This is a genomic window from Paraoerskovia marina, from assembly GCF_900105445.1.
Taxonomy (GTDB): Bacteria; Actinomycetota; Actinomycetes; order Actinomycetales; family Cellulomonadaceae; genus Paraoerskovia; species Paraoerskovia marina.
In genome coordinates this window covers 1,318,890-1,337,405 of record NZ_LT629776.1, presented here as the reverse complement: position 1 = coordinate 1,337,405, position 18,516 = coordinate 1,318,890, and the positions used below count along the sequence as shown (strand labels likewise).

General features: G+C 71.6%; 17 protein-coding genes and 1 pseudogene. 6 read left to right on the top strand and 12 right to left on the bottom strand.

From position 1 onward, the window contains the following. Positions 1-47: 47 nt before the first annotated feature. The 3 genes from BLU20_RS06005 to BLU20_RS05995 are packed head-to-tail and all read right to left on the bottom strand — an operon-like array spanning position 48 to position 2,558. Positions 48-566, bottom strand: a complete 519-nt coding sequence (locus BLU20_RS06005; protein WP_083371951.1) for a DUF6912 family protein — start codon at positions 564-566, stop codon at positions 48-50. Between the two features lie 4 nt (positions 567-570). Continuing rightward, the gene (locus tag BLU20_RS06000; protein ID WP_197675423.1) at positions 571-1,914 is read right to left on the bottom strand and encodes an AAA family ATPase; all 1,344 of its coding nucleotides are present in this window, start codon (positions 1,912-1,914) and stop codon (positions 571-573) included. Continuing rightward, complete coding sequence (locus BLU20_RS05995) at positions 1,911-2,558, bottom strand: hypothetical protein (RefSeq protein ID WP_083371949.1); 648 nt, start codon at positions 2,556-2,558, stop codon at positions 1,911-1,913. The genes BLU20_RS06000 and BLU20_RS05995 overlap by 4 nt, the downstream gene beginning before the upstream one ends. Positions 2,559-2,676: 118 nt before the next feature. Between BLU20_RS05995 and BLU20_RS05990 the strand changes: the two genes are divergently transcribed. Further along, positions 2,677-2,892, top strand: a complete 216-nt coding sequence (locus tag BLU20_RS05990) for a helix-turn-helix domain-containing protein (RefSeq protein ID WP_029253155.1) — start codon at positions 2,677-2,679, stop codon at positions 2,890-2,892. Positions 2,893-2,914: 22 nt separating this feature from the next. Here BLU20_RS05990 and BLU20_RS05985 read toward each other — a convergent pair whose 3' ends face one another. After that, positions 2,915-3,457 carry a hypothetical protein gene (locus BLU20_RS05985; protein ID WP_083371948.1) on the bottom strand — a complete coding sequence of 181 codons (543 nt, stop codon included), beginning with the start codon at positions 3,455-3,457 and terminating at the stop codon, positions 2,915-2,917. Positions 3,458-3,679: 222 nt separating this feature from the next. Between BLU20_RS05985 and BLU20_RS05980 the strand changes: the two genes are divergently transcribed. Together BLU20_RS05980 and BLU20_RS05975 are read left to right on the top strand one after the other, a co-directional pair. Continuing rightward, the gene (locus tag BLU20_RS05980; RefSeq protein ID WP_083371947.1) at positions 3,680-4,444 is read left to right on the top strand and encodes a LysM peptidoglycan-binding domain-containing protein; all 765 of its coding nucleotides are present in this window, start codon (positions 3,680-3,682) and stop codon (positions 4,442-4,444) included. A gap of 95 nt (positions 4,445-4,539) precedes the next feature. Further along, entirely contained in the window at positions 4,540-5,058 is a 519-nt protein-coding gene (locus BLU20_RS05975; RefSeq protein WP_231959321.1) for an Rv3235 family protein, read from the top strand. A gap of 21 nt (positions 5,059-5,079) precedes the next feature. Here BLU20_RS05975 and BLU20_RS14410 read toward each other — a convergent pair whose 3' ends face one another. From BLU20_RS14410 to mtrA, 8 genes and pseudogenes are all read right to left on the bottom strand, one after another. Next, a complete protein-coding gene (locus BLU20_RS14410) occupies positions 5,080-5,565 on the bottom strand; it encodes an SEC-C metal-binding domain-containing protein (protein WP_407946482.1) in 486 nt (161 codons plus the stop codon). Next, positions 5,566-8,058, bottom strand: a pseudogene (gene secA, locus BLU20_RS05970) (preprotein translocase subunit SecA); the annotation flags it as partial. Between the two features lie 134 nt (positions 8,059-8,192). Further along, a complete protein-coding gene (locus BLU20_RS05965) occupies positions 8,193-9,464 on the bottom strand; it encodes a winged helix-turn-helix domain-containing protein (RefSeq protein WP_083371944.1) in 1,272 nt (423 codons plus the stop codon). Positions 9,465-9,554: 90 nt separating this feature from the next. Further along, positions 9,555-10,205 (bottom strand): ribosome hibernation-promoting factor, HPF/YfiA family, encoded by a 651-nt coding sequence (hpf, locus tag BLU20_RS05960; RefSeq protein ID WP_083371943.1) that lies wholly within the window; start codon positions 10,203-10,205, stop codon positions 9,555-9,557. A gap of 181 nt (positions 10,206-10,386) precedes the next feature. Then, positions 10,387-11,145 (bottom strand): ComF family protein, encoded by a 759-nt coding sequence (locus BLU20_RS05955; protein WP_083371942.1) that lies wholly within the window; start codon positions 11,143-11,145, stop codon positions 10,387-10,389. Then, positions 11,142-12,872, bottom strand: a complete 1,731-nt coding sequence (locus BLU20_RS05950) for an LpqB family beta-propeller domain-containing protein (protein WP_083371941.1) — start codon at positions 12,870-12,872, stop codon at positions 11,142-11,144. Before BLU20_RS05950 ends, BLU20_RS05955 begins: the two co-directional genes overlap by 4 nt. Continuing rightward, on the bottom strand, positions 12,869-14,623 hold the full coding sequence (gene mtrB / locus BLU20_RS05945; RefSeq protein WP_083371940.1) for an MtrAB system histidine kinase MtrB: 1,755 nt from the start codon (positions 14,621-14,623) through the stop codon (positions 12,869-12,871). The genes BLU20_RS05950 and mtrB overlap by 4 nt, the downstream gene beginning before the upstream one ends. Next, positions 14,620-15,303 carry an MtrAB system response regulator MtrA gene (mtrA, locus tag BLU20_RS05940; protein WP_029253145.1) on the bottom strand — a complete coding sequence of 228 codons (684 nt, stop codon included), beginning with the start codon at positions 15,301-15,303 and terminating at the stop codon, positions 14,620-14,622. Before mtrA ends, mtrB begins: the two co-directional genes overlap by 4 nt. Before the next feature lie 170 nt (positions 15,304-15,473). Here mtrA and BLU20_RS05935 point away from each other — a divergent pair, with 170 nt between their 5' ends. The 3 genes from BLU20_RS05935 to BLU20_RS05925 are packed head-to-tail and all read left to right on the top strand — an operon-like array spanning position 15,474 to position 18,510. After that, a complete protein-coding gene (locus BLU20_RS05935) occupies positions 15,474-16,670 on the top strand; it encodes a glycerophosphoryl diester phosphodiesterase membrane domain-containing protein (RefSeq protein ID WP_083371939.1) in 1,197 nt (398 codons plus the stop codon). Beyond that, positions 16,667-17,332, top strand: coding sequence for a DUF4129 domain-containing protein (locus BLU20_RS13925; protein ID WP_083371938.1), 666 nt, complete (start codon positions 16,667-16,669; stop codon positions 17,330-17,332). Before BLU20_RS05935 ends, BLU20_RS13925 begins: the two co-directional genes overlap by 4 nt. Continuing rightward, positions 17,329-18,510: a DUF4350 domain-containing protein gene (locus BLU20_RS05925; protein WP_083371937.1), complete on the top strand. Its 1,182-nt coding sequence runs from the start codon at positions 17,329-17,331 to the stop codon at positions 18,508-18,510. The genes BLU20_RS13925 and BLU20_RS05925 overlap by 4 nt, the downstream gene beginning before the upstream one ends. The last annotated feature ends 6 nt before the right edge of the window (positions 18,511-18,516 follow it).

Sequence of the window (18,516 nt, the reverse complement as noted above, 5' to 3'; positions counted from 1 at the left end):
TCCTCAGGGTGTCAGCCGCTGATCGACGGCGATCGGCGCCTCCGCACCTACTCCTGCGGGATGTCCGCGAGCTCGCTGCGGTCGTACCAGAGCAGACCGCGTTCACCGAGCCGGTCCAACGCCCGGGCCAGCGCCTCGTCGTCGTCCGTGTCGACCGCCGCGATGACGGCCTCGACGTCGACGGACGCGCCCGGCTCGTCGACGTGGGCGCAGACGATCTCCACCTCGGGGACCGTCTGCACGATCTCGACCGCGCTCGGTGCCGGCGCGTCGTCGGGCGTGTCGTCGGTCGGGACCACTCCGATCACGCGGACGGCCTCGTCCGGCACCTCGACGGTGACGACGACTCGCTGGCGGGGCACGTCCCCCAGCCCGGCGATGAGCGCCAGAGAGTCGTCGGCCGCCTCGAGTGCCGCGACGAACTCCCATCCCTCCAGGTCCTCGTCGGGCTCGGACTCCTGCAGCGGAGCGGTCACGGCGTGCGCCGCGCGGGGCTCGATGGTCCACAGCGGTGCGGAGGCCGCGTCGAGCAGCTCGTCGAGGGTCGTCGGAACGTAGAGGCGCATGGTCTCAGTCTGCCAGCATCGGCGCCGCGGCGACGTCCGTCCAGTCGGGGGCATCTGCTCCGGCGGTCGCGGCCGCCGCGTGGACCCCGGTGCCGGACCGTGCGATGGCGAGCGACCGCACGCGAGCTGCGAGCGTAGACATCGCCTTGCGCGCCGGTGCGTTCGGCGCAGCCTCCAGCAGGACCCGACCCTCCAGCATGGCCCGGTCCAGGGCCGGCCGGTCCTCCGGCAGGACGAGAACGTCGTCGGCCCCCGCGAACCGTGCGAGAAGACCCTGCACCGCCGCCTCCGCCCCCTGGCCGCTGACCGAGGAGCGCACCCGGTTCGCGACCACGACTCGTGCAGCCGTCATCCCGAACCCCGACTCCGTCAGGTCGTCGAGCGCGCGGACGAGACGCTGGACCCCGACCGGCTCCCCGGAGCCGGTGACCACGACGACGTCAGCGGCCCGCAGTGCACTGATCGTCGCCGCGTTCCGCTGCGGAGCCCGCGTGTCGTAGGTGAGCTCCTCGTCGTGCTCGATCCCGAAACCGCAGTCGATCACCACGTTGTCGACCAGTCCGCGCGCGACGTCCCAGACCGCGTCGAGCGACGGACCGGGCAGCTCGGGCCACCGTTGCGGACGGGCGATACCCGTCAGGACGTGCATCCGCGGCCGGACCTGGAGGACGATCTCGCCCAGCGCCGTCCGATCGAGTGCGCCACGACCCGCCAGGCGTGCAGCCTTGACGAGGCCTGGAGACTCCTCGAGCAGTCCGAGGTGCTGAGCCACCGACCCGCCGTAGGTGTCCGCGTCGACGACCATCGAGGACGACGAGACCGTGACGACACCACGCCGACGGCGCCGCGACGGCGGCTCGGCGAGCTCGGCAGCCAGGTTGACGGCGACGGTCGTCCGGCCCGGGGCCCCGGTCGGCCCCCACACGGCGATCACGGCGCCACGACGGGCAGGGACCTGCGCGCGCGGCCCCGGCTCGGTACGGCCCGGGGCCTCGTTCAGCGACGCGCGCCGGATCGCGTCGACGACGGACGCCGCCGGAGAAGCGTCGCAGACGACGTCGACGCCGGTCGCCCGGGCCGCGTCGGCGGCTGCCCCGGACTCGGCGGCGGCGACCACACGGACCCCGACGTCGTGGAGCGCCGCGACACTCTCGCGATCGAGTCCACCCGGCCCCGCCGGAACCAGCGCCACCTCACCGGCGCCCGCGACCGCGGCGGCCATCAGCTCGGCACGGTCGGCACACCTCCGGGTGACGGCCGCACCGGAGGACGGTTCGGCGATCGCCTCGACGACGGCAGACTCGGCCCGGCCGCGCAGCATGCACAGGACGGTGATCGGTGCTGTCACCGCGATCCTCCGACCGGTACGACGGAGACCACGCCGTCGGTCGCCAGGGCGGCGAGAGTCTCGTCGAGCACGTCACCGGGAACCAGGACGTGCAGGGTGGTGGCACCACCCACCACGAACGCGCCGCCGCCGTCGTCCACGGCGTCGACGACGGCGCCCTCCACGAGCACCCGCGGCTCTGCACCGCCCTCGTCGCCCTCCGGGACGAACCAGACGTCCACCGGCGCGCCCACGACCACCCGGTCGCTCAACGCATCGGTGACCGTGAGCGCGACCGGTCGCACGTCGACCGCGCCGGCGTCTCCGAGCGCCGAGCTCGGCAGTAGCTCACCCGCCCCGACGGTCCGGATCGCGATGGTGTCGACGACCTCGTCGCCGTCAGCACGGACGTACAGGTCGAGCTGGTCCGCGCCGAGCCGGACGTCCTCCACCCGGAGCTGGTCGACGTCGACCGAGTCGCCTGCGGTGAGCACGCGCGACGCCGCGTAGACCGGAACCGTCTCACCTGCGCTCGACACGGCCCACGACCCCGCGAGGACGGACAGCGCGACCAGCAGGATGCCGACGAGCAGGCGGGGATCCCGCCACCCGGGACGGCGCAGTCGTGGTGCGACGGCTGTGGGGCGTTCCGCGGTGGTCGTCATGGTGCTCCATGGGTCGGTGTCTCGGTCGGGACATATCCTGCCGTTTTCGGATAGCTCGCGTCAGACGCCTGTGGACGACGGGCCCGACCGTCGGACCAGCCGTGCCAAACTCTCAGCCATGACCCGGCGATTCTTGACGCTCACCGACGTGACCGAAGAGCTCAACATCTCGCCGAGTGCTGCGTACCACCTCGTCCGGAGCGGCGAGCTCCCGGCGATCCAGGTCGGCGGTCGCGGCCAGTGGCGCATCGAGGTGAGCGAGCTGGAGTCATACATCCAGGAGCTCTACCACCGCACCCGGAGCAAGATCGCGACGGGCGACCTGGACGGATAGCGCCGACCTCGGGGCACACCCGTCAGAAGGGGTGCGGGTCCGACTCGCGGAGCACGAGGAGTGCGTCGATCCTCACGACGCGGGTTCGCGGCCGACCGGTGAACCGGTCCCGCTCCTCGACGACGTCAAGATGGTCTCGCCCGACTCGTGCGAGACGACCGGTGGTGCTCGCGGCCCGCGTCCGTATCGTCAGCAGCACCCTGTCGCGCTGCAACGCACGCAGGACCGACGTCAGCCGGGGCATCCGCTCGTCCGCGCGCGTCCGCACGCCCACCCCCTCGACGACGTCGATCGCGGAGATCGGCACGAGCTCGTCACCGCTGTCGCGACCCGGCTCCGGGCGGACGACCACCCAGTCCGCGCCGACGTGTGCCACGCGACCGGTCACGACGGAGCCGTCGCCCAGCACCACGGACACCGGGTCGCGGGTTGCCCGCAGCCGGTCCGCGAGGACGACCGCCGCCTGCTCCGCCCGCGTGAGCTCGGCCGTCTGACCTGCGAGCCCGGCCCGCGCCTCCGCATCGAACTGTGCCTCGAGGTCGTCGACGAGCCGGTCCCAGCGCATGACACGTCACGCTAGGCGAATGGTTGAAAATGTCCGCAATGTGGTCCACATGTCAGGACGCCTATGGACATACCTAACCGCGAACGCTTGTATCGAGACCGAACAAACGACATCAAGCACCACCGTGCATCAACAAACACAATCCGGCACCAATCGCAGGGGGCGAGAGTGGCTGAGCATCATCAGCGTCACAAACCAGCAAGAAGCGCACTGGTTCTTTCCGTGCTCACTCTGGCCAGCGCCGCGTCGGCTGTCCTGCTCGTGCGCCACGGCCTCGCGGTCGTGAAGCGCACACCTCTCGACATCGAGGACGTCGTCGAGATCGCGGTCTGCATGCTAGGTGCGGCCACGGCGTCCTGGCTCCTACTCAGCGGCCTCCTCGCCTGCCTCTGCCTCGTCGCACGCGGTGCCGGCACACAGTGGCGCGCCGGCGAGCGGCTCGTCGCACGCATCGCCCCCGCGGTGGTACGACGACTGACCCGGATCGGGATCACGGCGACCGTCAGCGCCGGACTCGTCCTTCCGGGCGCGGGGGCCCTGGCGACCGACACAGCGGCGGGGAGCGGTGCAGACCCCGCGACGTCGACGAGCGTGAGCGTCACCGCGGTGGCCACACCCCTCGACGTCGGATGGACCTCCTCGGCTTCACCGAATGACCGTGAGTCACACACCGTCCCCGAGGCTGTCGATCCCACCTGGCACTCCACCCGGTCGGACGCACCCGCCGCCGAACCGGCGCCCGCCCCGCGCGCCACAGTGGTGAGCCACCCTGCTCCCGTCCAGGCCAGGGACGACCGTCGCTCGACCGCGGTCGTGGTCCTCCGGGGCGACTCGCTCTGGTCCATCGCGGCGAATGATCTGGGCCCGGGAGCCTCGAACGCCGAGATCGCCGCGGCGACGGAGCGCTGGATCACCGCCAACAGCGCGACGATCGGCTCGAACCCGAACCTGATCCTTCCCGGGATGGAGCTCAGGCCCCCCGGCTAGCAGACGCACTCCCCCGCACCACTCCGCCCAGCCAGGAGCACGGCGGACGGATCCGCACCCCCATTCAGCAGTTTTCGCAGCGAAGGAGCAGCGACGTGAGAAGCCTCGCCACACCCCAGCCGGCAGCCCCCCGCGTGACCGCAGTACCCGGACAGCCCGCCGGTCGACGACGGCGCGCGGCCCCGTTGGGACGACCACCGGTCCTGGACCCGAGCCACGTCCGCCCGTCGCCGCACCGCCCACCTCGCCCGCTCGACGCGGCGCCGACAGGGTCCGACACGCTCGGCGACCCGACCGGCATCTGCGTCGCCATCGTCCGGGCATCGCTCGAGGTGCTCAATGGCGGACGCCCTCTCGCCCAGCTGATCCGTTGGGTCGAGCCGGAGATCTACGAGGCGCTCGGACGCCGTGCGGCCGTGCTCAGACGGGCGGCCGAGGCGGCGGCCCCGTGCGGTCTACCGCTCACCGTCCTTCGCGCCAGGACGGTTCGGATCGGCGCGAACGTCGCCGAAGCCGCCGTGGTGGTCAAAGACGGCGAACGAGTGCGCGCTGCAGCGATCCGTGTCGAGGCACGGCGTGGCGCGTGGCGCGTGACCGCGCTCGAGATCGGTTGACGATCCCGAGCGCGGTGTCCGTCACTGCTCGTTCTGCCCGTGGCAGACCTTGTACTTCTTGCCCGACCCGCAGGGGCACTGGGCGTTGCGCGGGGTCCCGGGGAACGTGCGCCCGTCGCTCTCGGCACTGGCCGCCTCGCCGTGCAGCTCGCGACGCGCACGGCGCGAGCTCGAGACGACGGCCTTCCCTGACCCGTCCTCGTCCGGCGCCGAGTACGACAGCGGTATCGGACGTGCCGGTCCGTCGAGCCCCTCAGCGATGAGGGTGTCCCCGCCACCGGACTCGGCCCGCGGTGCGGCGGCCGGCGTGTCGTCGACGACCGGTCCGGGATCCGCGGTGGGCTCCTCGACCGACTCTGCGGACGACGCCTCTGCGACCTCGGAGACCGGAGCCGGCGTGACCTCGACGGCCGGCGACGCCGACGGCGTGATGCCCTGCGCGGCACCCGCACGTGCTGCTGCCGCCGCCGACGCCGCGTCGATCGGCGCACCGCCGGACGGCTGCACCTTCACCTCGAGGTTGAACAGGTACGCGACCGACTCTTCCTTGATGGCCTCGGTCATCGCGTTGAAGAGTTGGAATCCCTCGCGCTGGTACTCGACCAGGGGGTCGCGCTGGGCCATCGCGCGCAGCCCGATGCCCTCCTTGAGGTAGTCCATCTCGTAGAGGTGCTCGCGCCACTTGCGGTCGAGGACGGAGAGCACCACGCGACGCTCCAGCTGGCGCATGTTGGCCTCGCCCAGGGACTGCGTGCGGTCCTCGTAGGCCACTCGGGCGTCAGAGAGGACCTCCTCGAGCAGCATCTCCCGCGTGACGAGCACGCGAGAGCCGGCCTGCTCGAAGAGCTCGTCGACGGTGATCTGGACCGGGTAGACCGCTCGCAGGGCCGTCCAGAGCTCGTCGAAGTCCCACTCGTCAGCGCTGCCCGAGGCGGTCGCCGCGGTGACGTAGGCCGTGATGACGTCCGTCAGGAAGTGCTGGACCTGCTCCTGCAGGTCCTCGCCGTCCAGGACACGGCGTCGCTCGTCGTAGATGACCGTGCGCTGACGGGAGAGGACGTCGTCGTACTTGAGGACGTTCTTGCGGATCTCGAAGTTGCGCGACTCCACCTGGCCCTGGGCGCTCGCGATACCGCGCGAGACCATCTTGGACTCGAGCGGGACGTCGTCCGGGAACCCGGCGCGGTGCATCATCGACTCGGCGAGACCCGAGTTGAACAGGCGCATCAGGTCGTCCTCCATCGACAGGTAGAACCGAGACTCCCCCGGGTCACCCTGACGTCCGGACCGGCCGCGCAGCTGGTTGTCGATCCGTCGGGACTCGTGACGCTCCGTCCCCAGGACGTAGAGCCCGCCGAGCTCCTTGACCTCGTCGTGCTCCGCACGTCCCGCCGCCTCGGCGTCGGCGAGTGCCTGCGGCCAGGCGGCCTCATACTCCTCCGGCGTCTCCTGCGGGTCGAGGCCCCGCTCAGCGAGGGCTGCGACGGCCATGAACTCGGCGTTTCCACCGAGCATGATGTCCGTACCACGCCCGGCCATGTTCGTGGCCACGGTGACGGAACCCTTGCGTCCGGCCTGCGCGACGATCGGCGCCTCGCGCTCGTGCTGCTTCGCGTTGAGGACCTCGTGCGGGACGCCCTGACGCTTGAGCTTCGAGCTCAACAGCTCGGACTTCTCGACGCTGGTCGTGCCGACGAGCACGGGCTGTCCGGCCGCGTGGCGCTCGACGATGTCGGCGACGACGGCGTCGAACTTGCCGTTCTCGTTCTTGTAGACGAGGTCCTTCTGGTCGATGCGCTGCATCGGACGGTTCGTCGGGATGGGGACGACGCCGAGGGAGTAGGTGCCCTGGAACTCCGCGGCCTCGGTGTCGGCCGTACCGGTCATGCCGGAGAGGGTCGAGTACAGGCGGAAGTAGTTCTGCAGCGTGATCGTGGCGAGCGTCTGGTTCTCGGCCTTGATCTCGACGCCTTCCTTGGCCTCGATCGCCTGGTGCATCCCCTCGTTGTACCGGCGGCCGGCCAGGATTCGACCGGTGTGCTCGTCAACGATCATGACCTCGCCCTTCATCACGACATAGTCCTTGTCGCGCTTGAAGAGCTCCTTGGCCTTGATGGCGTTGTTCAGGAAGCCGATGAGCGGGGTGTTGAGGGACTCGTACAGGTTGTCGATCCCGAGGTGGTCCTCGATCTTCTCGATGCCGGGCTCGAGGACGCCGACGGTGCGCTTCTTCTCGTCGACCTCGTAGTCCGTGCCCAGCTCGAGCGTCCGGATGACGCGCGCGAACTCGCCGTACCACCGGTTCGTGTCTCCGGACGCCGGGCCGGAGATGATCAGCGGGGTCCTCGCCTCGTCGATGAGGATCGAGTCGACCTCGTCGACGATCGCGAAGTTGTGGCCGCGCTGCACGAGGTCGTCCGTGGACCACGCCATGTTGTCGCGCAGATAGTCGAAGCCGAACTCGTTGTTGGTCCCGTAGGTGATGTCGGCGGCGTACTGCTTGCGCCGGACCGCGGGAGTCTGCCCGGAGACGATGCACCCGGTCTCGAGGCCGAGGAAGCGGAAGACGCGTCCCATGATCTCGCTCTGGTACTTCGCCAGGTAGTCGTTGACCGTGACGACGTGGACGCCCTTGCCGGACAGCGCGTTGAGGTAGGCAGGGAGGGTCGCGACGAGGGTCTTGCCCTCACCGGTCTTCATCTCGGCGATGTTCCCGAGGTGCAGGGCGGCGCCGCCCATCACCTGGACGTCGAAGTGTCGCTGCCCGAGCGTGCGCCGGGCTGCCTCGCGAACCGTCGCGAAGGCCTCCGGCAGCAGGGAGTCGAGCGACTCACCGCCCTCGATCCTCTGCTTGAACCGGTCGGTCTCCTCCCGGAGCTCCTCGTCGGTCATCTCCTCGAAGCTCGGCTCGAGCCGGTTGACCTGGTCGGCCAGACCATGGAGCTTCTTCAGGATCCGACCCTCGCCGAAGCGCAGGGCCTTCTCGAAGATGGAAGGCAACTGGTTCTCCCTGTCGATCGCGCCGCGGCCGGCCGGCTGCGCAGCGGGTGGACGACGTCACCGACGTCACACCACCGACCATCGTAGGACCCAACTGCCCCTGGGCACGACGCCGTCCCGTCATCGGGGCACAACTAGTCGCCGTCAGCCCCGCCGGACCGGGGATCTCCGCCGGTCGCGAACGTCTCCTCGAGCGACTTCCCCAGCGGCCCGGCGAGGTCTCCCCGGCCGGAGACCAGCACCTCCGGCAGCCCGAGCCAGCCGGCGAGGACCTGGAGCTCCCTGGCGAGGGCGAGAGCCGTCGTCGTGCGGGTGAACGGCTCGCTGTGCGCCGACTCGACACGCAGAACTCCTGCGCGCCGGTCGGCCTTCAGGTCGACGCGAGCCGTGACGCGGTCGCCCTCGAGGAACGGCAGGACGTAGTAGCCGTGGACCCGCTGTGCGGCCGGCACGTAGATCTCGAGTCGGTAGCGGAGCCCGAAGAGCCGTTCGAGGCGCGTGCGCTCGAAGACGAGCGGGTCGAACGGGCTGAGCAGCGTGGCAGCGCCCGCGGACCGCGGACGTACCGCACTCGCGTGCACGTAGGTCGCCTCGTCCCAACCGTGCACGTCGACCCGCCGCAGGACGCCGCCGTCGACCAGCTCCTCCATCGCGGTACGCACGACCGTCCCCCGCAGGCGGACATAGTCCTTGAAGCACCGCAGGGTCCCCACCCCGTGGGCGCGAGCACCGAGCTCGAGCAGCCCGCGGACGGCCTCGTCGTCGTCGACGTCGCCGCGGGCGCTCGCCGGCAGGACCCGGTCCGCCAGGTCGTAGACCCGCTCGAACGTCGTGGTCCTGCGCGCGGCAGCGACCTCGCCGGTGAAGAAGAGGTACTCGAGCGCCTGCTTGGCGACCGACCAGTTCCATCCCCAGTTCTCGCCCTGCCGGGCCTCCACGACGCCGTCGGCGAGGAGCAGCTCGTGCACCTCGGCAGCTGTCAGACCCTCGTGGGCGGCGATCACCTCGCGGACGACCCGGACGACCTCGGGATGCGACGTCGCCACGCTCCGGATGGACCCCCAGGCGTCGGTGGCCACCCGTGCCCGACGCCACGCGAGCAGCCGGTACACCTCGGGCGTGACGTACGAGGCCTCGTGGGCCCAGGCCTCCAGGACACGCCGTGGCGCGCGCCTGCTCGCCCGCTCGAGCAGGCCCGTGTCGTACGGCCCGAGGCGCGAGAAGAGCGGCATCAGGTGCGCGCGGGCGAGAACCTGGACCGAGTCGATCTGCAGCAGCCCGACGGTGTCGACGACCCGCTGGAGGTCCCGCATCGTGGGTTGCCCCGCACGGACGCGCCGCGGACGGTGCAGACCTTGCGCCGCGAGCGCCGTCCGGCGCGCCTGGGCGAGACTCATCGTGTCCATGCCCTCCATGGTGCCGCCCTCCCCCGACAGAACGACGTCGGGCCCCGCACGCGACGTGCGGGACCCGACGGGGAGGGGTGGTGCGAAGGGTCAGACGGTGACGGTCGACTCGCTGCTGGTGCAGGTCGCGTCCAGCGCGATGACGCCGTAGCTCCATCCGCGCCGCCGGTAGGCGACCGACGGGCGGGACGTCTCGACGTCGATGAAGAGGAAGAAGTCGTGGCCGACCAGCTCCATCTCGTCCAACGCGTCGTCGACGCTCATCGCCTCGGCCGTGTGCAGCTTCTGCCGGATGACGACGGGCGAGTCACCGAGCGTCGTCTCGACGGACTCGCCGGGCTCGCTCGGTGCGCGGACCGGCTCGACCTCGGGCTTCGGGAGGTCGCGCTCAAGGTCGAACGGCCGCACGTCGACGGGCGGGTCGATGACGTTCTTCCGGTGGTCCTTGCGGCGGTCCCGCGCTCGACGGAGCCGCTCGCTCAACTTCGCGACGGCGAGGTCCAGGGCGCCGAACCGGTCGTCCGCGGATGCCTCGGCGCGGATCACGGGGCCCTTGCCCCTGACGGTCAGCTCGACCCGCTCGCTGATCTCTGCCATCCGGGGGTTGCTCTCGTGCGTGACCTCGACGTCGATGCGCTGCGCGGTCGGGGCGAGGGCGTCCAGCTTGGACAGCTTCTCCTCGACGTGACTGCGGAAGCGCTCGGGGACCTCTGTGTGGCGTCCGACGACGGTGATTTCCATGTGAACCTCCGGTACTCCGCGGGAGCACTCCTGGCGTCCCGCAGCGATGTCGGGCCGTAGCCCGGTTGGTCAACGTACGGCATCCGATGCCGCGTTCATCACCTCCCACGATCCGCACGACGGCGGTCCGATCGGAACGTCGGCCAGGTCGACCCGGTGGTCTCCCTGTCCTGTTCTCACCCTAGCCCGCGGGGTCGTGTCTCGACACCTCGACGCTCCGCGGCGACGAGGGGATCGCGTGAAACCCCGGTGCAGGAGTGGCGACGAGGGCGATCGCCGCGTGCGGCCGGAGCCCGTGCTCGCGCAGCGCGTCGACGCACGTCGCGAGCGTGGCTCCGGTCGTGACGACGTCGTCGACGAGAAGACACTCCTGCCCGGTCGGCAGCCGGCGCGCCGCGTGGGCACGCACCCGCGTCGACGTCGCCCGGTTGGTCGCGCGGGCGCGCAGACCGAGGCCGACCTGATCGGTCGACCGCCCTGCGACGTGCAAGAGGTCCGACGTCGCCGTCGGCACCCCGGCCCGACGGAGCCCGACGGCCACGGCGTCGGCGAGGTCCCCGACGGGAGACCACCCACGCGCGCGCGTCGACGCCCGAGAGGACGGCACCGGCACGACGACGAGGGGCCGGTCCGGTGGTGCGAGCTCGCCCGCCGCGAGCGCCACCGCCCGGCGCAGCGACCGGGTCAGCGGATCGCTCAGGTCTGCGCGTGCCCGGTCCTTCCACGCGACGACGACGTCGCGGACCGGTCCCGCATAGTCCGCCACCGCCAACACGGGCACCGGGCGACCGTCGAGGCGGTCCATCCGCGCGACGTCGTGACGAGGACTCAGCTCGGCACGCAGCGGCGCCAGGCACCGGTCGCACCACCGGACGTCCTCGAGTCCACACCCGGGACAGCTGACAGGGACGACGAGCCGAGCGAGCGCCGACAGGGTCATCCGGGGTAGGCGACCAGGTCGACGTCGACCGCGAGCGCCTGCCAGCTCGTGCCCTGCGTGGAGCGCCCGGACAGGTCGCCGTCCGCGTCGACGAGGAGGAGGCTCTGCTCACCGTTGCCCGCCGCGAGGTGCTCCGCACCGCTGACCTCGGACAACGACTCGGTGTTTCCCCCGACGTCGACGAGATGCACGACCGGGCTGTCCTGACCGGAGGAGGCCCCGAGCACCGCGAGCTGCGACGAGTCGGACCAGACCGCCTCCGTCGCCTCCACGAGCGCGACACCCACGCGGATCGGCTCGGCCAGCCCGGTCGGGGCCCCGTCGCCGTCCCGGATCACGCCGGTGACATGGACCCGCACGCCGCCGCTGCCCGTCGAGACGACGACGACGCGGGCGCCGTCGGCCGAGACGTCGATCGAGGTGACGGTCCGGTCGTCCAGCCATCCCGCCGTGACGTCTGCGGTGCTCTCGCCGTCGAGGGAGACGACGGACGGCGGACCGCTTCCGTTGGCGGTCCACACCCAGGAGAACCGGTCGACGGTCGGGGCGACGAGGTCGTCGCCGGTCCAGATCGCCGTCCGCTCGTCCGCACCCTGCCGGAGTGACACGAGCCGGTCGTCTCCGTCGCGGACGACGACGGCCGACCCGTCGGCGGCCCGCGACACGTCACCGCTGAGCGCGAACGCGGTCGGGTCGAGGCCGTCGAGCGAGGGCGCGGACTCGAGCGTCTCGAGCCTGGTGCCCGACACCTCGACGAGCGAGCCCTCGGCGACGGCCAGGGGCGACCCGATCACGCTCGCCACGGACGGGGCCGGCTCCGGGTCGACCCGCAGCGGCGTCCCCCCCGAGGTGAGCTCGACCGACCGGATCGGCTCGTAGGAGCGCGTGCGCGGGTACGACGCCAGCGTGGCGTCGATCTGGGCAAGCAGGAGGGCACGGTCCTCGGGCGATGCCGAGCTGATCGGGCTCGTGAGGTCGACGGTCGCCACGCCGTCCTCGACCGGCACCGAGGCGATTCCCAGCTCCGTCCCGGGCGGGGCGACGTCGATGACCGAGTCCTGCAACCACTCGACCGGACCGGCGAGCAGCGCCGTGACGGCCAGGGTCTGCCATCTCGAGCTCTTCGGCAGCCACCGGACGTCGGGGACGAAGTAGGTCCGGTCCGGCGTCGGGAAGTACAGGACGGACTCCTGGAACGACTGCTCGAAGTTGATGGAGGCCATCAGCGTCCCGTTCTCGAGCGCGTCGATGCGCCACCGCCCCTCGGCGTCCTGGGTGAGGTCGAAGTTCAGCTCGCGCGTCGCGTCGGGCGGCTCCACCGTGTAGACGCCGCGGTCGTCGACGCTCGCGAGGACGGAGAGGCTCCCGCGGGCGGTGGCCGTGTCACCGTCGATCTCGACCGTCAGCTGCGGTTCCCCGGTGTAGACGAGCACCTGCGTCGACGGGTCCCAGGCGGTCGCGTCGTCGGTCAGGTACGACTGGGCGATCTCGTAGGTCCCCGTGGCCGGTCCGGCCGCCTGCGCCTTGACGAAGCCGCGGACGATCTGTTCGGGGTCCGCGTCGTCGCGCGCGCGCTCCGGACTGACGAACAGCTGGTTCGGGGAGGCGACGTCGGCGTCGCCGTCCAGCACGGGGCCCGACGTCGGGATCGAGGCACAGGCGGCGAGCACGACGGCGAGCGCCCCCGCCACGATCGCGGCGACGGCTCTGCGGATGCCGGCGGTCACGACTCCTCCTGTCCCGGTGCCATCGCGGGCAGGCTGGTGGGGTCCGAGGCGTCCATCCGGATCGCGCCGGACGGCGGGTGCGGGTCGTCACGACGGTCCGCGGTGGCCGGCACGAGCTCCAGCGGTGACCCGTCGAGCACGATCCCGGCACGACGCGGCAGCGTGAGGCGGAACGCAGAGCCCTGGTCCGGCCGCGCCCAGACGTCGAGCCAGCCGCCGTGCAGGCGTGCGTCCTCCAGCGAGATCGCCAGGCCCAGCCCCGTCCCCCCGGTCGTGCGGGCCCGCGCGGGGTCGGCGCGCCAGAAGCGGTCGAAGACACGGTCGACCTGCTGCACCGTCATCCCGACACCATAGTCACGCACCACCACCGCCACGGAGCGAGGCTCCGCGGCCACCCGGACCTCCACCGGTCCCTGCTCGGCGTGCTCGATCGCGTTGTTCAGCAGGTTGCGCACGACGCGCTCGACCCGGCGCGGGTCGATGTCGGCGGACGCCGGCTCGTCGCCGAGGTCGACCGCGAGCCACACCCCCTTGGACGCCGCGAGCGTCTGGGCGTTGTCGACCGCCCGGTCGACGACGTCGCGCAGGTCGCGCCGTTCGGCGTCGAGCATCGCGGCCCCTGCGTCGAACCGGCTGATCTCCAGGAGGTCCGCCAGAAGCTCCTCGAACCGGTCGAGCTGGGTCTGCATCAGCTCGGCCGACCGCTTGGCCGCGGGATCGAAGTCGTCACGGGACGCGTACAGGACCTCGCTGGCCATCCGGACCGTGGTCAGCGGTGTCCGCAGCTCGTGGGACACGTCCGAGACGAACCGCCGCTGCAGCAGCGAGAGCTCCTCCATCCGGTTGATCTGCTCCTGGAGGCTCTGCGCCATCTCGTTGAACGACCGCGCAAGCGTCGCCATCTCGTCGTGTCCCCGGACGGTCAGGCGTTCGTCGAGCAGCCCGTCCGCGAGCCTTTCCGCCACCCGCGCCGCCCGACGCACGGGGTCGACGGCCTGTCGGGTCACCATCCACGCGATCACGCCCAGCAGGACGACGAGGACGACGGCGCCGCTGAAGAGGGAGCGCTGCATGAAGTCGAGCGTCTCCTGCTCGGGCTCGAACGAGTACAGGTAGTACAGCTCGAACGTCCCCTCCACGGGCACGTTCACCGTGGTCCCCACGACGACGCCGGGCACCACCGCCGAGTCCGGGTCCGCGGGGTCGAGAGGGATCGCGACGGACTGGAGGACCTGGTTGACGGCCGAGTCCGGGTCGGCCGTCTCGACCGTCCGCTCGCGCATCTCCTCGGTGACGAGGTCGTCGTACTGCGGCGCGGTCGAGACGTCGATCACCCCGGACTGGTCGTCCTCGCTCCAGAGGAACACGTGCCGGCTGCCCGACCCCGACGCCTGGATGACCCACAGCATGTCGTAGAGCAGCGTCTGCACGCTGTCGGGGGACGTGGCCGGGGCGGCGTCGAACTGGGACTGGGCCTGTGCGGTGGAGCGGGCCGACTCGTCGTCGACCTCGGCGAGGCGCTGGTCGAAGACCCCGTCACGAATCGTGGTCGACATGTAGGCGCCCAGCGCGGCGACGGTCAGGATGCCGACCGCGAGCGCGGAGCTGACGACGCGCAGCTGGAGGGACGAGCGCCAGACCCAGACCGCGCGGGCGCCGCCCAGACGGGCCCGCTCCGCCACGGACCGGACGAGGTCCGAGGCCCGCCGCCGTGACGACCGCCCCGACGACGACGGGCCGTCGGTGCTCACGTGCGGGCCGCACCGGCCTTGTAGCCGACGCCACGAACGGTCTGCACGACCTCGGGGTTCTCCGGGTCGTGCTCGATCTTCGAGCGCAGCCGCTGGACGTGGACGTTGACGAGTCGCGTGTCGGCGGCGTGGCGGTAGCCCCAGACCTTCTCCAGAAGGACCTCTCGGGTGAAGACCTGCCAGGGCTTGCGCGCCAGGGCGACCAGGAGGTCGAACTCGAGCGGAGTGAGGGCAATGGCCTCACCGCCCCGGCTCACCCGGTGCCCGGGGACGTCGATCTCGAGGTCGCCGATCGAGAGCACCTCGGGCTCCGGCTCGTCGCTGCGGCGCAGTCGTGCCTTGATGCGAGCGACCAGCTCCTTCGGCTTGAACGGCTTGGAGACGTAGTCGTCGGCTCCCGACTCGAGCCCGAGGACGACGTCGACGGTGTCGCTCTTCGCCGTCAGCATGATGATCGGCACGCCGGACTCGCCGCGGATCTGGCGGCACACCTCTGTGCCGTCCTTGCCGGGGAGCATCAGGTCGAGCAGGACGAGGTCGGGTTCGCTGTTGCGGAACGTCTCGAGGGCCTGGTCGCCGTCGGCGCAGAACACCGGGTCGAACCCCTCGGAACGCAGGACGATCCCGATCATCTCTGACAGGGCCGTGTCGTCGTCCACGACCAGCACACGAAGCTTCATGCGTCCATACTGCCATCCGAGGGTTCGCGACGGGGGGATGCGCGGCACGCTGTGGAGGCGGCGTCGCCTGTGGATCACGACGCCTGCGGCGGCCCCCGACGTACTAGGCTCGCACGACCAGCACGTGACGCCGCCGCCACCATCAGCATCCTTCCCGGGAGACCCACCGCATGACGACGCCGGACCAGAACCCGCCCCCCGCCGACGGCCAGACCTCGTCCCCGGAGAGCGCGGACCCGACGCCGCAGCCCGTGCCGCCGGCCGCGCCAACCCCGCCCGGATGGGGTCCGGCCCCGCAGTACGGCCAGTACGCCACCCCCGGCCAGGTGCCGCAGTACGGCCAGCAGCCGCCCCGGTACGGACAGCCCCAGGGGCAGTACGGCCCCCCGGTTCCCGGCTACACCCCACCGCCCGCCGTCGCCAGGCCCGGCATCATCCCGCTGCGCCCGCTGCGGCTCGGCGAGATCTACGACGGCGCGTTCGGGGCGCTGCGCGCGAACCCCAAGGTGATGCTCGGCGTCTCCAGCGCGATCATGGCGCTGGCCACGATCGTCGCCGCCCTCGTCACCTGGTACCTCTCGGGCTACGTCAACGGCTGGGTGTTGGATCTCGACGCGGGCTTCGCCGAGGCGGGAGCCACCGCGACGGACGACGCGTCCGCGCTGCTGCTCCTCGTGGGCCAGCTCACCCAGTCAGCAGTGATCTGGCTCGTCACCCCGCTGGTGACGGGCCTGCTGATCGTGGCGGTGAGCCAGGCGGTCCTCGGCCGCAAGCCGTCCTACGAGGAGGTGCGCGAGAGCAGCCGAGGGCGTGTCTGGCGGCTCCTGGTGTGGACCCTCGCGCTCATGGCGGGGACGATCGTGGTCGCCGGGACGCTGGTCTTCGTGGTCGTGGCCCTCGCGATCGCCGCGAGCGAGGTGTCGATCGCGCTGGCCGTGATCGTCGGGATCGTCGGGCTGGTCGCCTACGTCGGCATACTCCTGTGGCTCTCGACGCGGGTGCTGCTCGTCCCGGCGGCGATCGTCCTCGAAGGACAGACCTTCGGCAAGGCCGTCGCCCGTGGTTGGCGCCTGACCCGCGGGCACTTCTGGCGCCTGCTCGGCATCTCGCTGCTCACGCAGATCATCCTCGGGCTCGTCGCAAGCCTCGTCGTCCAGCCGTTCTCGCTGATCGCCGCGTTCGTCGCTCCCGAGTCGCTGACCCTGATGGTCGGGGCCAGCATGTTCGGCTCGTTGATCGCGAACATCCTGACCGTCGTGATCATGGCCGCCGTCGTCTCCCTGCTCTACATCGACGTGCGCATGCGCACCGAGGGGCTCGACATCGAGCTCGCCGCGGCGGCGAGCCGGACGAAGGGCGAGGGATGACGGTTTCGTCCGTCGTCGTCCTGGGCGCCGTCCTGGACGTGCCGGTCGACCCGGACGCCGAGACCGCACGGCAGTGGCTCGCGGACGAGCTGGCACGGTCCGAGTACTCGGAGGGCGGCGAGTCCCTGCTGGAGCGCTTCCTCCTGTGGCTCGGCTCGCTCACCGTCCCTGACGCGACGTTCAGTATCCCGCTCGCACTCGTCGTCTCCGTCGGTCTCGTCCTGCTCCTGATCGTGGGGTTCGTCGTGGGCGGCCGGATCCGCCTCGGCTCTGCGGAGCGCCATGCGTCGGACGCGGTGCTCGACGACGACCCGCGCACCGCCGCGGACATTCGCACGGACGCGCAGCGCCATGCGGACGACGGCCGCTGGGCCCTCGCCACGTCGGAACGGTTCCGCGCGATCGCCCGGAGCCTGGAGGAGCGGGCGATCCTCGACGAACGGGCCGGGCGCACGGCTCAGGAGATCGCCCGCGAGGCCTCCCCTGCGCTCCCCGACGTCAGCCGTGGGCTCGTCGAGGGCGCCCACCGATTCGACGGCGTCCTCTACGGGCATCGGTACGCGGACGCCGAGGACTACGCCGCGATGTCGACGTTGGACGAGGAGGTCGCCCGCACGCGACCGGTGCGGCCCTCCTCGCCCGAGACGGTGGTCGTTCCGTGACGACGCCGACGCCGACGCTTCCGTCGGCCCTCCACGCACCACCCCACACGGCCCCGGGTGCGCGGCCCTCGCGTACGCGCCGGGCGCGCCGGGCACGGACCTGGCTGACTGCCCTCGGTCTGGTGGGCGGTCTCGTCCTCGTCCTCCTCCTGCTCCCCCGCCCGAGCTCGACGACGCCGTTCTCCACGGAGACCGCGACGCCCGACGGGACACGGGCGCTCGCCCAGGTCCTTCGCGCCCAGGGCGTGACGGTGACCGAGACCGGTTCCGTCGACGTCGCAGCAGAGTCCGGCGTGGCCGGGACGACCCTGGTGGTGGCTCCTGGGGCGTACCTGGAGGAGGAGCAGGTCGACCTGCTCGTCTCCACCGAGGCGGACCTCGTGCTGCTCGACCCGTCACGGACGCTCCTCGACGCAGCGACGGACGGCGCCGTCACACGGGACTACAGTGCGCCCGCCTCGGTCAGGACGACGCCCGGCTGCGAGGACCCCGACGCCGTCGCCGCCGGTTCGGTGCGCTCGGCGGGCGACCTCTCCTCGACCGGTGACGGCGCCGTCGTCTGCTTCGTCGAGGACGGTGCCGGGGCGTACGCGGTGGTCGACGGGGACCGGACCGTCCGCGTCTTCGCGGACGCTCGCGCCGTCACGAACGAGCACGTCTCGACGGCGGGCAACGCGGCACTCGCGCTCCGGGCCGTCGGCGAGCGCCCCGAGGTGACGTGGCTCGTGCCCGCCCTCGTCCCCCTCGAGGCCGAGCCCGGCCCCGGACTCCTGCCACCGTGGCTGATCCTCGTCCTCCTGCAGGGCGCGGTGACGGTCGTGGTGCTCGGGCTCTGGCAGGGCCGACACCTCGGCCGGGTCGTGACCGAGCCCCTCCCTGTCGTCGTGCGGTCCTCCGAGGCGACGCGGGGGCGCGCGCGGCTCTACCGCCGACACGGCGCTCGGGGCCATGCCGGCGCCGGACTTCGTGCTGCCACGGCCCGACGGCTTGCCGACCGGCTCGGCCTGCCCCGGTCGGCGGACCCGGCGGCGGTCGTCGCCGCCGTGAGCTCCGCCAGTGGACGCCCGACCCACGAGATCTCCGCCCTGCTGTACGGCCCCCCACCCGCCGACGACGCGAGACTCGTTGAGCTCGCGCGTCACCTCGACACGCTGGAGAGCGAGGTTCACCCGCTGTGACCGACG

What these genes read in the sequence shown, in the direction of transcription:
- BLU20_RS06005 (WP_083371951.1), bottom strand. Translation starts at nt 566, where the DNA reads ATGCGCCTCTACGTTCCGACGACCCTCGACGAGCTGCTCGACGCGGCC.
- BLU20_RS05985 (WP_083371948.1), bottom strand. Translation starts at nt 3,457, where the DNA reads ATGCGCTGGGACCGGCTCGTCGACGACCTCGAGGCACAGTTCGATGCG.
- BLU20_RS05965 (WP_083371944.1), bottom strand. Translation starts at nt 9,464, where the DNA reads ATGGACACGATGAGTCTCGCCCAGGCGCGCCGGACGGCGCTCGCGGCG.
- mtrA (WP_029253145.1), bottom strand. Translation starts at nt 15,303, where the DNA reads ATGAAGCTTCGTGTGCTGGTCGTGGACGACGACACGGCCCTGTCAGAG.
- BLU20_RS05955 (WP_083371942.1), bottom strand. Translation starts at nt 11,145, where the DNA reads ATGACCCTGTCGGCGCTCGCTCGGCTCGTCGTCCCTGTCAGCTGTCCC.
- BLU20_RS05935 (WP_083371939.1), top strand. Translation starts at nt 15,474, where the DNA reads ATGACGACGCCGGACCAGAACCCGCCCCCCGCCGACGGCCAGACCTCG.
- BLU20_RS05995 (WP_083371949.1), bottom strand. Translation starts at nt 2,558, where the DNA reads ATGACGACCACCGCGGAACGCCCCACAGCCGTCGCACCACGACTGCGC.
- hpf (WP_083371943.1), bottom strand. Translation starts at nt 10,205, where the DNA reads ATGGAAATCACCGTCGTCGGACGCCACACAGAGGTCCCCGAGCGCTTC.
- BLU20_RS05990 (WP_029253155.1), top strand. Translation starts at nt 2,677, where the DNA reads ATGACCCGGCGATTCTTGACGCTCACCGACGTGACCGAAGAGCTCAAC.
- BLU20_RS13925 (WP_083371938.1), top strand. Translation starts at nt 16,667, where the DNA reads ATGACGGTTTCGTCCGTCGTCGTCCTGGGCGCCGTCCTGGACGTGCCG.